This is a genomic window from Brevibacterium sp. LAARM2_SD2 (genome assembly GCF_057364785.1).
Genome location: NZ_JBNFOM010000015.1, coordinates 1 through 14,176, shown reverse-complemented (window position 1 = coordinate 14,176; position 14,176 = coordinate 1). Strand labels below are relative to the sequence as shown.

General features: G+C 68.2%; 14 protein-coding genes and 2 pseudogenes. 6 read left to right on the top strand and 10 right to left on the bottom strand.

The window, feature by feature from the left end; all coding sequences use genetic code 11:
• Positions 1-25: 25 nt before the first annotated feature.
• Positions 26-1,102 carry a pirin family protein gene (locus AC2W7K_RS10755; RefSeq protein WP_486006143.1) on the bottom strand — a complete coding sequence of 359 codons (1,077 nt, stop codon included), beginning with the start codon at positions 1,100-1,102 and terminating at the stop codon, positions 26-28.
• A gap of 220 nt (positions 1,103-1,322) precedes the next feature.
• On the opposite strand from AC2W7K_RS10755, the gene AC2W7K_RS10750 reads away from it, so the two are divergent.
• The gene (locus tag AC2W7K_RS10750) at positions 1,323-2,564 is read left to right on the top strand and encodes a glutaminase (RefSeq protein WP_486006142.1); all 1,242 of its coding nucleotides are present in this window, start codon (positions 1,323-1,325) and stop codon (positions 2,562-2,564) included.
• A 78-nt stretch (positions 2,565-2,642) separates the two neighbouring features.
• Here AC2W7K_RS10750 and AC2W7K_RS10745 read toward each other — a convergent pair whose 3' ends face one another.
• From AC2W7K_RS10745 to pxpA, 9 genes and pseudogenes are all read right to left on the bottom strand, one after another.
• Complete coding sequence (locus AC2W7K_RS10745; RefSeq protein WP_486006141.1) at positions 2,643-3,125, bottom strand: MarR family winged helix-turn-helix transcriptional regulator; 483 nt, start codon at positions 3,123-3,125, stop codon at positions 2,643-2,645.
• 596 nt (positions 3,126-3,721) lie between these two features.
• Positions 3,722-5,242, bottom strand: a complete 1,521-nt coding sequence (locus tag AC2W7K_RS10740; RefSeq protein ID WP_486006140.1) for a PepSY-associated TM helix domain-containing protein — start codon at positions 5,240-5,242, stop codon at positions 3,722-3,724.
• 165 nt (positions 5,243-5,407) lie between these two features.
• Positions 5,408-6,064, bottom strand: a complete 657-nt coding sequence (locus tag AC2W7K_RS10735) for a hypothetical protein (protein WP_486006139.1) — start codon at positions 6,062-6,064, stop codon at positions 5,408-5,410.
• Between the two features lie 140 nt (positions 6,065-6,204).
• Entirely contained in the window at positions 6,205-7,194 is a 990-nt protein-coding gene (locus AC2W7K_RS10730; RefSeq protein ID WP_486006138.1) for a 5-oxoprolinase subunit C family protein, read from the bottom strand.
• Positions 7,191-8,099, bottom strand: coding sequence for a 5-oxoprolinase subunit B family protein (locus tag AC2W7K_RS10725; protein ID WP_486006137.1), 909 nt, complete (start codon positions 8,097-8,099; stop codon positions 7,191-7,193). The genes AC2W7K_RS10730 and AC2W7K_RS10725 overlap by 4 nt, the downstream gene beginning before the upstream one ends.
• Positions 8,096-9,148, bottom strand: a complete 1,053-nt coding sequence (locus tag AC2W7K_RS10720) for an ATP-binding protein (RefSeq protein ID WP_486006184.1) — start codon at positions 9,146-9,148, stop codon at positions 8,096-8,098. The genes AC2W7K_RS10725 and AC2W7K_RS10720 overlap by 4 nt, the downstream gene beginning before the upstream one ends.
• Positions 9,149-9,180: 32 nt before the next feature.
• Positions 9,181-9,447: pseudogene (locus tag AC2W7K_RS10715) on the bottom strand (biotin carboxylase N-terminal domain-containing protein); the annotation flags it as partial.
• Positions 9,448-9,514: 67 nt separating this feature from the next.
• Complete coding sequence (locus AC2W7K_RS10710; RefSeq protein ID WP_198500267.1) at positions 9,515-9,754, bottom strand: acetyl-CoA carboxylase; 240 nt, start codon at positions 9,752-9,754, stop codon at positions 9,515-9,517.
• 96 nt (positions 9,755-9,850) lie between these two features.
• Complete coding sequence (gene pxpA / locus AC2W7K_RS10705; protein WP_486006136.1) at positions 9,851-10,594, bottom strand: 5-oxoprolinase subunit PxpA; 744 nt, start codon at positions 10,592-10,594, stop codon at positions 9,851-9,853.
• Between the two features lie 112 nt (positions 10,595-10,706).
• Here pxpA and AC2W7K_RS10700 point away from each other — a divergent pair, with 112 nt between their 5' ends.
• The 5 genes and pseudogenes from AC2W7K_RS10700 to AC2W7K_RS10680 form a co-directional block, all read left to right on the top strand.
• On the top strand, positions 10,707-11,852 hold the full coding sequence (locus tag AC2W7K_RS10700) for a PucR family transcriptional regulator ligand-binding domain-containing protein (RefSeq protein ID WP_486006135.1): 1,146 nt from the start codon (positions 10,707-10,709) through the stop codon (positions 11,850-11,852).
• A gap of 43 nt (positions 11,853-11,895) precedes the next feature.
• Entirely contained in the window at positions 11,896-12,360 is a 465-nt protein-coding gene (locus AC2W7K_RS10695; protein ID WP_486006134.1) for a helix-turn-helix domain-containing protein, read from the top strand.
• Positions 12,361-12,451: 91 nt separating this feature from the next.
• On the top strand, positions 12,452-13,192 hold the full coding sequence (locus AC2W7K_RS10690; RefSeq protein WP_486006133.1) for a dihydroxyacetone kinase subunit DhaK: 741 nt from the start codon (positions 12,452-12,454) through the stop codon (positions 13,190-13,192).
• Positions 13,189-13,362: pseudogene (locus AC2W7K_RS10685) on the top strand (dihydroxyacetone kinase subunit DhaK); the annotation flags it as partial. The gene AC2W7K_RS10690 and the pseudogene AC2W7K_RS10685, both read left to right, overlap by 4 nt.
• Before the next feature lie 205 nt (positions 13,363-13,567).
• A partial coding sequence (locus tag AC2W7K_RS10680; protein WP_486006132.1) for a DAK2 domain-containing protein occupies positions 13,568-14,176 on the top strand: 609 nt, incomplete at its 3' end.

The window sequence follows — 14,176 nt, the reverse complement described above, 5'->3', positions numbered from 1 at the left end:
CGGGATGGTGTGGGCGCTCAGCCGCTCAGAACTGCGTCTCCTCGTACGTCTCGTCCTCCCCACCCTGAACCTGGGGCGGCGGGTTCTTCCGGGCCGGGATCGGGGTCTCGGGCAGGTCGGGGGCAGGCAGCCTGCCGAGGCCCTCGGCATTGCGACCGGGCCCGCCGCGACCGACGTATCCCTCGACGACGCCGAAGCGGTCCGAATGGTCCTGCCACTCCTGCCGGTATTCGACGATTTCCTCATGGCTGCGGCCCACGAAGTTCCACCACATGACGATCTCCTCGGTGAACGGCTCTCCGCCGAGGAGGACGAGGCGGGCCGGTGTCCCACCGCGGTTGGCGATGCGCAGCTCATTCAGCCCGACCCCGGTGTAGCCGATCGCGGCGACCGGAAGGGCGACGTTCTCGAGCGCGACGTCGCCGGCGTCGACGAGGAGGCCGTGCTCGAACTCGGGGTTGACCGGCAGATCGATGCTCGCCCCTGGGTTCAGCCGGATCTCCGCGCCGAGGAGGGGCGAATGCGTCGTCACCGGGGACGACTCGCCCCACAGTTCGCCGAGGAAGACGAGGAGCTCCCCGCCGTCGAAGGCTCTGACCTCCGGGGCGTAGTGCTCGAATGCGCGCTCCTTCTGGTGCCGTGAGGAGTCAGGCAGTGCCAGCCACAGCTGGACGCCGTGGAGGGTCGTCGTCTCCTCCGTCGAGACCTCGGAGTGGCAGATGCCGCGACCGGCGGTCATGAGGTTGACCTCGCCGGGCAGCACGAGCCCGGCATTGCCGCCGGAGTCGATGTGCTGGATGGCGCCCTCGAAGAGCCAGCTCACGGTCTGCAGCCCGGTGTGCGGGTGCGGGGCGACGTCCATCCCGCCGGTGCGGGAGACGTCCTCGGGACCGTAGTGGTCGACGAAGCACCACGGACCGATGAGGGAGCGCTGCCGCTGCGGCAGCGTGCGGCGGACGGTCATCGCCCGCGGTCCGCCGAGCGGAACGTCACGGGCGGTGATGATCTCGACAGGAGCCCGGCCCTGCTGATCGCACTGCGGACCCGGCAAGCCACCTGACCGGCAGACCACCTGGTCCGGGCGGGTCTCGACGTTGCTCATGGACACCTCCACTCCTGCCTGCTCCGACAGATCCTCCCCCGCCGAGCGTCGACCCGACCGAGGTTGCCTCTATAGTGCCACCAGGGGTCACATGGTGCGGGACCGGGTCCCACCTCGGCGCGGGAAGGGCGTCGAAGTCGTTGCGATCTCAACAATCCCACACATGTAAGGTTGCGTCCAGAGGCGGCCCGCCGGGCCGAAATCGCAGAGAGGCAGACCCATGCGCACTCCCATTCCCGACTACCTCAACGAGATCCTCGACGACCTGCGCGACGACGACCGCGGCGCCGTCGCGGACTACATCCCCGGACTCGCCTCGGCCGATCCCGACCGTCTGGCCGTCGCCCTGACGACGGTCGAGGGGCGCACGTACGCCGCCGGCGACAGCGACGTCGAGTTCACCATCCAGTCGATGTCGAAGCCCTTCGCCTACGCGGCGGCGCTGACCGACCGGGGCGCGACCTTCGTCGACGGCCGCATCGACATCGAACCCTCGGGTGAGGCGTTCAACGAGCTCTCGCTGGAGACGGGCACCTACCGGCCGAAGAACGCGATGATCAACGCCGGCGCGATCACCGCCCACAGCCTCCTCGTCGGCGAGGGAGCGAGCCGGGATCAGCGGGTCGAACGGGCGCTCGCGTTCTTCTCGACGCTGGCCGGCCGGCAGCTGCGCATCGACGAGACGATCTACGAATCGGAACTCGAGACCGCCGACCGGAACCTGTCGATCGCGCACATGCTCCACAACTACGGAATCATCGAGGACGACGCCCACGAGGCGGTCGAGGGCTACACGGCGCAGTGCTCGATCCTCGTCACGGTCTCCGACATCGCGACGATGGCCGCAACCCTGGCCACCGGCGGAGTCCAACCGGTCACCGGCGAACGGGTGATCGCGAAGCCCGTGGCCCGGCAGACGCTGTCGGCGATGGCGGCGGCGGGCATGTACGACGCGGCCGGCTCGTGGTTCAGCGATGTCGGGATCCCCGCGAAGAGCGGGGTCGCCGGCGGCCTTCTCGGCGCACTGCCCGGCCAGGTCGGACTCGGGGCGTTCTCCCCGCGGCTCGACGAGCACGGCAACAGTGTGCGCGGCGTCGAACTCTTCAGCCGGATGTCCAAGGACATGGGCTTCCACCTCATGGAGGTCGAGACGACGGGATCGCGGGCGCTGCGCGAGATCCGCACGGAGGGGGACACGACAACCGTCGACCTGCAGGGCACCGTGAACTTCAGCGGCGCCGAGGCGATCCTTTACGAACTCGACGGCACCGCCCCGCCGTCGGGCACCGTGGTCGTCGACGTCAGCCGGGTCGACGCGTTCACCGATGTGGGCCGTCGCATGGTGCTCGAGGCGATGCGCCGGCTCACCCTCGACGGACTCGCGGTCGGACTCGTCGACCCCGAGTCGAAGCTGCCCGACCCGGACATGGGCGACGGCAACCGCCCCTTCGACGCCGCCTGAACAGCTGGGACCGCCGCCTGAGGCGCCGGTTTCTCGCGGCGCCTCAGCTTGGCGCGGGTGCGGCGCCGAGGCGCTGGCTCACTCCGGAGCAGTCGCCAGCGGCTTGAGCGGTTTGAGTTTGCTGACGAGCGCGAAGAGCTGATCGGCTTCGGCGTCGGTGAGCCCGGAGAACCCGTCGAGGATGATCTCAGCGTTCGTCTGCGCCGCCTCGTCGCGGAGAGCGAAGCCCTTCTCGGTGAGTTCGACGAGCACCCCGCGCTGGTCCTCGGGATCCGGGGTCTGTGTGACGAGACCGCGGGCTTCGAGCCGGCGGAGCAGACGGCTGAGGGCGCTGCGACTGAGCACCATGAGCTGGAGCAGATCGCGCTGGCGGATCTGCTCGTCCGGCGGAGTGTTGATGAGCGCGTCGAATTCATTGACGGTGAGGTCATGGCGGTCGCGGAAGCCGGCGGAGAATCGCACGATGAAGTCCTGATGCTTCTCCATCATGAGGCGCCAGGCGGCGATCTGGATCGGAGCGATCTTCTTGAGGATCGTGCTCACTGGGGTCGTCTCAGTCATGCTCCACCCCCGACCCGGCAGCTCGGCTCCGGGTCGAGGATCTGTGTCGTGCGCGGACGACGTCCGCCGGCAGGGAGGTGGAGGACACCGGCTGCGAGGCGCGGTGCTGCGACTTTCGAGCGGCATGGGAGGAAGAGAACATAACAACTCCTGCAGACATTCGGGCACGGCACTGTGATGACGAATCGGCAATCCCACTTGCGGATAACCAGCAATCCCGCTTGTGGGGTGAGGATGATGGCGGAGATGAACTCTTCTCAACATTTGTTGCCTCAGCAACATTTTCATTGTTCAATGGAACTGTTCGGCATTCCGACGGGCGTAGTTCCCCGAAGAATTCCGGCAGCCCCACGAGCGAACCCGATGCATCCCCGCACCTTCCCCGCTTTGGGCTGACGTGCGGCGTCCAAACGGGCGCCGCACGTCAGAGTTCTCTCCCAGCATATCCACAGATTCTGCCCTGTCCAGGGAAATGCGTCTGCGCGTGCGCCTCTCACCACGGATTTCTCACAAGACCCCTTCGGTTTCCCCGCAAAGCACCGACCGCCTCGGCGAGGGATGATTCCCCCCACCGAGGCGGTCGTTGACTGCCGTACTCAGCTCCGCGACGCGGATGCCATCGCCTTCCCGGCGCCGGCCTGTGCCCGGGCCTTCCGTCGGGCGAGGAGCCCGAGGATGACGTCGAGGACGAGGAACGCGACGAGGCTGAGGCCGACCAGCGGCAGGAAGAGTCCAATGCCGGCGGCGGCGAGGACGACGAGCGCCACACCCCACCACGGCGCCTGCTTGAGCGCTCCGCGGGCCGGTGCGATCCCGAAGCGGCGCGAGGTATCGTGCTTGGGTCGGCGCTGCCACCACATCGTGTATCCCCACACGACCATCGAGGCGATGCCGAGGGCGAGGACGAAGAGGACGATCTGATTGGGCAGACCGAACAGCGTCCCCATGTGGAGGTCGATGGCCACGCTCGTGAGCATCGCCGCCACCCCGTAGTCGGAGAACTCGACGCGGTCGGTCTCGGCCATCGTCGCCATGTCGTAGGCGACGGACACCGTGCCGGTGTTGTCCGGGTAGTTGTGCTGGTAGCGCTCGACGAGCCACGCGGTGTCCGCATCGGCCGGCGGCACGATCTCGATGTACGACGTCGTGAAGCCGGCGTTCTCGGCCATCGAAGAGATCATGTCGAAGTCCGCCGGGCTCGGGGTGCCGGCCGGGGCCGCCTCGCTGCCCCCGGATGCCGCACCATGGCCGGCATGAGCGCCACCGGCATCTGCCTCGGTACCGGTGTCCTCACTGAGCTCCGTCGACACCGACGGCGTCGTCCAGTTGAGTGCTTCGCGCAGCGCTCCGACGTTCCCGCCGCCGAGCTGGGACCACGTGATCCCGGTGGCGGAGAGGAAGAGCATCCCGACCGCGATCCACACACCCGTCGAGGCGTGCCACGACAGGGTGCGGCGCAGCCCCTTGTGCTTGCGGGACGGCTTGAGCATCGAGCTGATCTTCTTCGCCTTCCGCGCCCGCACGATCCACAGGCACAGGCCCGCGGCGGCGATGATCCCCATCCACGAGGCGGCGAGTTCGCTGTAGTACCGCCCGACGTCGCCGAGGTGGAGGTCGGTGTGGAGGCGGGAGATCCACGTCCGCACCGGCAGGGTGCTCGACGCCGCGTACACGGGAAGGTCGCCCTTCACCTCGGCGGTCGTCGGGTCGACGAAGATCGTCCGGTAGTCGCTCGAGTCGAGCGTCGGGTCCTCGTACATGACCCGGGTCGTCATGCCCGGTTCCGGGGCGGGACGCACGGTGGCGATCGTCTGGCCCTCCCCGATGTAGGCGTTCGCGGATTCGACCTGGTCGGACAGCGGCAGCGCCGGCCCCTCCGTCGAGGCGGTGAGTTCGTCGGCGTAGACGACCCGCTCGATCTGCGGGCTGATCGCGTAGACGGCACCGCTGAGGGCGGCGATGAGGATGAACGGGCCGACGAGGATGCCGGCGTAGAAGTGCAGGCGGCGCAGGAGCGAGGAGAACCACGGCTGCCGGCGGTCGGGAACGGGCCGCCGGGTGGGCGGCTGGGTGGCGGTGCCCGAGTTTTCGGGCAGGGGTGATGACAGTCCTGTCATGGTCAAGCTTTCTGTGTGGAATGGTCGGCGAAGGGCGCATTCGGGCGCGCTTCGCCGGCTCGGCGGCGGTCCCGGGCACGCGCGGCAGCACCGTGGCACAGAGTCAGTCGTGGCACGGCGATGCCACGGCATCGGGCCGGGCGGCCGAGCCGTGGAGGTCAGTGATCAGAAAGCCGGAAGCGGGGGTCCGCGCCTGAGAACCGGTGAGCGCAGGACGCCCAGCGGCGGGGGCACGAAATCGCTGACCGGGACGGCCAGACGGGGGCGCTCGGGCAGCGCGCGAACGGTGCCGAGAGCCGGCACGAGGGCACGGACGACGAGGCGGACGAAGGCGAGCAGCCGCACCGGCAGGGTCTCGGCCCAGTAGATGAGGGCGATCGTCGCGATCGCCGCCACGCAGTGCATGATCGTCATCGGCACGGAGAAGTGCGAATGCATCTGGCTCATCTGCCCCGCCGAGGCGGCCATCTGTCCCGCCATCGCCCCCGAGCCGTCCATGCCCGCATGATCCATGGCCTGGCGTTCGACGGCGGTGGCGCCCATCGCCATCGGGTGCATCGGGGTGAAGACGGAGAAGAGGCCGTGGAAGAGCCCCTGGCTGACGAAGACCGAGGGCACGAGTCGGGCCAGGGTCATCCGCCGCCCGGCGAGGAGCACGCAGACGAGCAGCGAAAGCGCGAGCGGGGCGATGATGCCCATGAGGGTCGGCATCGACCCGCCGCCGAGGATGTGGGAGGTGAGCGCGAGGAAGGTAGCGGCAACCGCGGCGGCAGTGCCCCGCAGGGCGCGCTGGCGGCGCCTGTCCTTCCTCACGCCCACCATTGTCACACGAGCGGGCGGGCCGTTCTCACCCGACTGCCGGGGTGCGATGCCCGGGATGCAAGGCGCATTGGGCTCCGCCTGAGCCTGGTGGCAGAAGCGTCGACTCTGTCATTTCCACAGCGCCTCATTCCCACAGCGCCTCATTCCCACAGCGCAGCTACGGCATCCTTGTACTCTCTGCGCGCGGCAAGCGCCTCCTCCATCGTCACCTCGACGAACCGTGTCTTCGTGCCGGGAGTGGCCCTGGCGACGAGATCCATATCCGCGCTGATGACCGTGGCCACCATCGCATAACCGCCGCCTGAGACGGCGTCACGGTGAAGGACGATCGGCTGCGTGCCGCCGGGGATCTGGATCGAACCCACGGCGTAGCCGGCATCGACGATGTTCGACGGGTCGGAACCCGCGCCGAAGGGCTGCTCGCGCTCGACCCACTCCACTCCGGGCCCCTTGTAGCGCAGGCCGGCCCGGTCAGCGACGGGAGTCAGCTCCCATTCGCCCTCGACGAGGTTGCGCTTGCCCGTCTCCGTCAGTCGGAAATCGTAGAGGCCCATGAGGATGCGCACATCCTGCTGTTTGGCGAACGACGGTCGCGCCGCTTCATCGACGACGGTCCTGCTCGGAGCCTCACCGCTGCCGTCCCCGATCGGCAGCACATCTCCCGCTTCGAGTCTGCGGCCGTTGAAACCGCCCATCTGCCCCAGCGGATAGGTCGACCGTGAGCCGAGCACGACGGGCACATCGACACCACCGTGGACGGCGATGTAGAAGCGAGCCCCGGAGCGCAGCATGCCGAATTCGACGGTGCCCCCGGCGGGAACCTCCACCGTCTGCCATGTCGGTGCGGGTTCGCCGTTGACCGTCACATCGATGTCGCCTCCGGTCACCGCGATCGTGGCGGCCGAGTCGAAGCGCAGGTTCGCACCCATGTAGGTGCATTCGAGGACCGCTTCGTCCGGCGAGTTGCCCACGAGCATATTCGCCGCCTGCGATGAGTAGTTGTCGAGGGACCCCCCTTGCGGCAGTCCGACGTTGTAGTAGCCGAAGCGGCCCCGATCCTGAACTGTCGTCGACAGGCCGGGGGTGAGGACCTCGAAGGTCGCTCGGTCTGAGGGTGTCGTCGCGCTCACTTCAGTGCCTCCAGGAGTTCTGCGTTGTACGCCGGTCCTTCTGCCAGTGCCCGCTCCAGGTCGAAGGTGACCGGAGCCTGCTTGAAGGCATAGGTGTTCGCGTCGACCTCCTTCTGGATCTCGTTGTACTCGGCCTCGTCGATGGGACGGAAGCGCACGATGTCTCCGGGCTTGAAGAAGATCATGAAATCGGCGAAGTCAGGGCCCTTCTGCTCGGGTTCGAAGATCGGCGCCGCGGCCACTCCGAACATCTGGTATCCGCCTGCGCCCCGCACGGAGTAGAGGGCACAGAAGCACCCGCCGTGCCCGATCGTCAGTTTCGGAGTGTCGGTGCGCGGGGCCAAGTACTTCGGGACTTCGAGCTGATGGTCGCGGTCCACCAGCTGATACATGAACGGCAGCCCTGCCACGAAGCCGACCATCGTGACCAGCCACGGCGAGGAGTGGTGGGCCTGGATGAACTCGTCGGCGCCGGCGAAGCCGTTGACGGCGGCCGCATAGTCCAGATCGGTGCCGGACGGGTCCTGGTGGTAGCCCTCACGGAAACGCTCGACCACCTCGGCGGTGAAGGGGTCGGAGTACCAGACGGGGACTTCGACGATGCGCGTCTCCAGCGTCGTCGTGTCGGAATGGATGACCGACTCCTCGACTTCTCTGACGGCCGCCTCGAGCGTGCCCGGGGCGATGACGTCGGGGTCGAACCGGATGAGGAGTGAGGCGTTGGCGGGGCAGAGTTCGACGATCCCGGGCAGCTCTCCTCCGTCGATGCGTTCGGCGAGGGCCCGGGCGATGAGCATCGCCCGGAAGTTGGCCTGCAGGCTCATCTCCTCCGACACCTCGACGAAGAGGAATTCGTCGCCTCCGAACGTGTAGCGGGCTGGTCCGAGTTCAATGGTCGTGGTCATAGCGTCTCCAGGACGATGTCGGCGGATTCCACAAAGGTCGAATAGTGGTCGACGGCGGCGAATTCCTCGCGGGCGACGAGCACGCGCAGCAGGGGCACCGTGGTCTTCACCCCGTCGATCTCCGTGTCGTCGAGCGCGCGCTCCATCTTCGCAATGGCCTGGTCGCGGTCGGGCGCGTGCACGATGAGCTTGGCGAGCATCGAATCGTAGAAGGGGGCGACGACTCCGCCTTCGACGAAGCCGGAGTCGATCCGCACTCCCTCCCCGTCCGGCCATCGCAGTGCGGTGATCGTCCCCGGCGACGGCATGAAGTTGTGTGCGGGGTCTTCCGCGTTGATGCGCACCTCGATCGCGTGCCCGTCGAAGGCGACCTCGTCCTGCGTGACCGACAGTCCGCGGCCCTCGGCGATCCGCAGCTGTTCGGCGACGATGTCGATGCCCGTGACGAATTCGGTGACGGGGTGCTCGACCTGCAGACGAGTGTTCATCTCGATGAAGGCCGCGGTCTCGCGAGCCGGGTCGTAGAGGAACTCGACGGTTCCCGCCCCCTTGTAGCCCGACCGCCGCGCCAACTCGACGGACGACGAGCGGATGAGGTCACGAACGTGGTCGGGCAGTCTCGGCGCCTCTGCCTCTTCGATGACCTTCTGCTGGCGTCGCTGCATCGAGCAGTCACGGTCACCCAAGTGGATGTACCGCTCCCCGTCACCGAGGACCTGGACTTCGACGTGTCGGGCGCGGTCGACGAAGCGCTCCATGTAGAGAGCGTCATCGCCGAATGCCGCGGCGGCCTCTGCCCGGGCGATGTCGATCGTTCCGGACAGCTGCTCTGCCGACTCGACTCGCCGAATGCCGCGGCCGCCTCCGCCTGCCGATGCCTTGACCACGAGCGGATACCCGATCTCCGCAGCGATCGCCGTGACGTCGGCGTCGGCGGCGAGCGCGCCATCGGACCCGGCGAGGGTGGGGACACCGGCGTCGACGGCCGCTGCGCGCGCGCGGCCTTGTTGCCCATCAGGCGGATCGACTCCGGATCGGGTCCGACCCAGATGATCCCGGCGTCGCTGACCATCTGGGCGAAGTCGGCGTTTTCGGAGAGGAAGCCGAAGCCGGGATGAAGTGCGTCGGCACCGGAGTCGCGGGCGGCTTTCAGCACGGCTTCTCCGTTGAGATAGGAAGCGGTGGCCGGTGCGGGACCCACGAGTGCGGTGTCATCGGCCATCCGAGCGGCCAGGGAGTCCGTGTCCGCCTCGCTGACGGCGAGGGTCGTGCGTATTCCGAGTTGTCGGGCGGTGCGAATGATGCGCACCGCGATTTCGCCGCGGTTGGCGATGAATAGGTGGTCCATGAGAGGGTCTCCAGCTCTGGGTGGATGGGAATTCTCGGGCTCGGCCGGGATGGGAACCCGGGCGGACTCAGGCCTCGTCGATGACGGCGATGACGTCGCCCGGGTTGACCGTGCCCTCGTTCTCCACATTGAAGGAGGCGACGGTACCGGCGGTCTCCGCTTTGACCTCGGTGAATTGCTTCATGATCTCGACGATCCCGATCGTCTGTCCCGCTTCGACGGTGTCGCCGATCTCGACGAAGTCGTCCTTTCCGGGGGCGGGCTTCCGGTAGAAGACACCGGGGAGTGGGGAGATGATCTCAGCCATGTCGGTTCCTGCTTTCGTTGTTCTTCACTGGCCGGACGTCAGCGTCCGATTGGGTGGGGAATGTCTGGAGAGGGGTCTGGGAATCTGCGAGGACCGTCAGCGGCTGTCGACATCCTCTTCCTCGGCGGCGTCGATGGCAGCTCTGACTGCCCGAACGACATCGGCGGCATTGGCAGGATCTGAGTGCACGCAGACGCTGTCGAAATCGACGGTGAGCTCCGTTCCGTCGTTGGCGCGGATCGTGCCGTCTGTCATCGCCGAGGTGATCCGCGCAGCGGCCTCGGCAGGGACCGCCGGCTGGGGAGCGCGTTCGATGACGAGTCTGCCCTCGGCGTCGTAGCCGAGGTCGACGTAGATCTCGGCGACGAAAGGGACGCCGAGCTCGTCGCAGACGGTCTTGTGCGCGGTGTTCGCCAATCCGAAGATCGGGACGCCGTGGACGAGCGCGACGCGGGCGACCGCGGCCATGAGCTCGGGGTCGCGGCCGACCATGCCATAGAGTGCCCCGTGGGGTTTGATGTGATTGAGCCGAAGATCGTGTCGGTCGAGGAAGGCCGAGAGCGCGCCGACCTGGTAGGTGACGATGTCCTCGACCTCGTCGGCGCTGAGCACCATCGGTCTGCGCCCGAATCCGGCGAGATCGGGCAGTCCCGGGTGGGCTCCCACCTTCACCTGGTTCTCCGCTGCGAGTTCGACTGTCGTGTTGATGATGTGCGGGTCGGCAGCGTGGAACCCGCATGCCACATTGGCGACGTCGATGAGCGTCATCAGCTCAGGATCGTTGCCGAATGCGTGCAGACCGATTCCTTCGCCGAGATCGGCATTGATTGTCTTCGTCATCGGTGACCTCCTGGCACAACCGTATGGAATCCAAATGTGACCTGCACCACGCCGATGATCAAATTCGCTCCGGATTATTGTGCACTGTGCACAGTCCTCGTAGATTCAGAGCATGAGACTCATCGACCTCATCGCCGACCCCATGCTCCGCCTCGAACTCGCCACCCCGAGTTCACAGGAGCGCCTCCAGACGGCGATCGGCGCCGCTGTGGCCACGGAATCCATTGATCCCGCCGCTTACCTCACGCCGGGCACGCTCGTCCTCACCACCGGAATGGCGCTCAACTTCGACGATGCTCGCATCTGGGACGGCTATGTCGAACGGCTGGTCGCAGCCGGCACGGCGGCGATCGCGTTCGGAGAAGGGAAGCCGCACCAGCAGGTGCCACACGGACTCATCGATGCCGCGGACGCCCGCGGCCTGCCGATTCTGCTCGTCCCGCCCGATGTGCCGTTTCTCCGCCTCCAGAACCTCGTCCTCCGCGCCCTCTCCGAGGACGAGCACCAGGCATCGCACCACGCCTGGTCGATCGCCGAGGAGTGCACGAAGCTGGCGGCCGACGGTCTCGAATTCGCCCCGCTGCTCGAACGCGTAGCGTCTCGCATCGGACATGCTCTGCGCGTGGTCGACGATGAGGACGCCGTCTTCGTGTCCACCGACCGCATGCCCGGCTCGGACCGCGCCGCAGGGAGGAAGTCCGACTCCGCTCCCCTGCTCTCGCTGCCCCTCAACATCGGCGAGGACGAGCAGTGGCACCTGCACTGCCTCGACAGCCTGGGGCCGGGCACAGTGCAGTCGGGGTCTCCGGCTCCGGTGTTCACTCCCGCCACTCTGCGCACCGCACTCACGCCCGCGGCCGCGATCCTGGGAATGGTGCTCGCTCGCAGTCTGAGCATCGGTCTGCCGCGGAGCGAGAAGACCGATGCTCTTCTTGCGGCCCTGCGACAGACGGGCAGCCACGCATCCGCGGAGATCATGACAGCGCTCGCGGACCTCGGCGTCGACAGCACGACGGGCATGCGGATGCTCAGCGTCCGCGCTCGGAGTCCCATTCGCCGTCACCTCCTGACCTGGCGTCTGATGCGGATTCTCCACGATCACGTCGTCGTCTTCCCGGTGGAGACCGAGCGCACCGTCCTGCTCCTGCTGGCCCCGTTCTCCGCGGTGCGATGGTCGGCGTCGAAGACGACCGATCCGCCTCGGAACGGCTCTGAAATCACGCCGCAGCGGGCCTGCCTGCCGCCCGCAACGGCGTGAGGCAGGGGCATCCGACACCCATCTCGACGAACTCGTCGAGGCGGTGAATGCGGAAGCCGGAGACAGCGTGCTCGTCAGCGAAGCCGTGCGTCACACCTCGGCGCTGTCACTGTTCGTCGGCCTCCACGTCGATCCGGCGAGCCCTGACGACGATGCGCCTGAGCATGCCGCCCCTGCGCCGCCCTCACACCGAGGGTCTGCCGGAGTTCGCTTCCTCGGCCCGCCACGACTGAGCGACCTCGGCCTCCTCGTGCCGCCCGCCCATTCCACGGCCATCGCCGAGGCAGTGCTCGGTCCGATTCGCGGGCGCAGAGACGAAACCGCTCTGCTCGACGCTCTGGCGGCGTTCGTCGATTCGCCGTCCGTGGCTCGGGCGGCCGCTCGGCTCGGCGTCCATCGGAACACAGCCCGCTCACACCGCAGAGAGCTCGAGGATGCACTCGGGATGGATCTGGCGAACGGGGAGGATCGCAGCATCTGCGCAGTGGCACTGTCGCTGATGCCCTGACGCGTCGACGTCCGCGCAACCCCCGGGGTCTTGCGTCCGGCAAATAATCCTATAGGATCTTTGAAATAGGAACTGGTTCGAAGGGGAGCTCGTGGCCCGATTGTTCAATGACCCGAATGACTTCGTCGCCGACATGTCACGCGGACTCAGCCTCGCCGCCGCGCGCTGGGTGCGTGCGGTGCCCGGCGGGGTCGTGCGCTCGACCCGCGCTCCCGCGCCGACCGTCTCGCTCGTCATCGGCGGCGGCAGCGGACACTTCCCCGCGTTCTCCGGTCTCGTCGGCCACGGCCTCGCCCACGGCGCGGCGATGGGCAACGTCTTCGCCTCCCCGTCGACGAAGCAGATCCTCTCCGTCGCCCGCGCGAGCGACCAGGGCCGCGGCGTCCTCTTCAGCTACGGCAACTACGCCGGCGACGTCCTCAACTTCGACCAGGCCCAGGAGCAGCTGCGCGCCGAGGGCATCGACACCCGCACCGTCGTCGTCACCGACGACATCTTCAGCGCCCCGGCCGACGAGATCGACCGCCGCCGCGGCATCGCCGGGGACCTCGCCGTCTTCAAAGTCGCCGGAGCCGCCGCCGAGGCGGGACTCGACCTCTCCGAGGTCGAACGCCTGGCCGCCTCGGCGAACGACCGCACCCGCTCGATCGGCGTCGCCTTCTCCGGCTGCACCCTGCCCGGCGCCGACGCTCCCCTCTTCACCGTCCCGGACGGCCGCATGGCAGTCGGCCTCGGCATCCACGGGGAACCCGGCATCGACGACGTCCCCCTCCCCACCGCATCGGAGCTCGCCGATCTCCTCGTCACCCGACTCCTCGCCGAGCGCCCGTGACCTCGGGACGGGTCGTGCCCATCCTCAACGGCTTGGGCACCGTGAAATACGAGGAGCTCTACCTCCTCTACGGGCTCATCGACCCGCTCCTGCGCGAGGCCGGACTCGTCATCGTCGACCCCGAGGTCGGCGAGTTCTGCACGAGCTTCGACATGGCCGGCCTCTCCCTCACCCTCGTGTGGCTCGACGACGAACTCGCGCCCCTCTGGGACGCCCCCTGCTCCTCGGCGGCCTTCACCCGCGGCGCCCTCGGCCTCACCCACGAGAGAGTCGAGGACGACGACGCGACGACGGCAGACGCGGGAGATCGAGACGCCGCGGCCCCAGACACCGCCGCGCCCGACACGTCCGCGCCGGCAGCGGCGGCAGGCGGCGATGCCGGCAGTCCCGCCCCACCGCCCGGTCGCGGCGCTCGGCCGGGAGATCGCAGCGGTCCTCACTCGCATCGCCGTGACCGTCGACGACGCCGCGGACGACCTCGGACACCTCGACAGCATCGCCGGCGACGGCGACCACGGGATCGGCATGCAGCGTGGCTCGAAGGCCGCGGCCCTCGAAGCCGAAGCGGCCGCGGCCCACGACCAGTCGGCCGGCGCCGTTCTCCGCGTCGCCGGTGAGGCCTGGGCCGACGTCGGCGGCGGCACCTCCGGCGCCATCTGGGGCCGCATCCTCAACTCCCTCGCCGCAGCCGTCGACGACGACCCCACCCCCGAGGGCGTCGCCGCGGTGCTGGCGACGACCCTTGACGACGTCCGCGCGTTCGGAAGGGTCGAGGTCGGCGACAAGACCCTCGTCGATGCCCTGGCCCCCTTGGCCGACGAATTCGCCGAGGCGGTCGCTGAAGCCGCCGCACCCGTCCGGGACAGCGTCGCCCCGGACAGCACAACCCCGGACACCACCAGCTCGGACAACACCGCCCCAGACAGCACCACGCTCCCGCTCCCTCACGCGCGCGCGCCTCCCGCGCCGCCCATGCCGCCGACC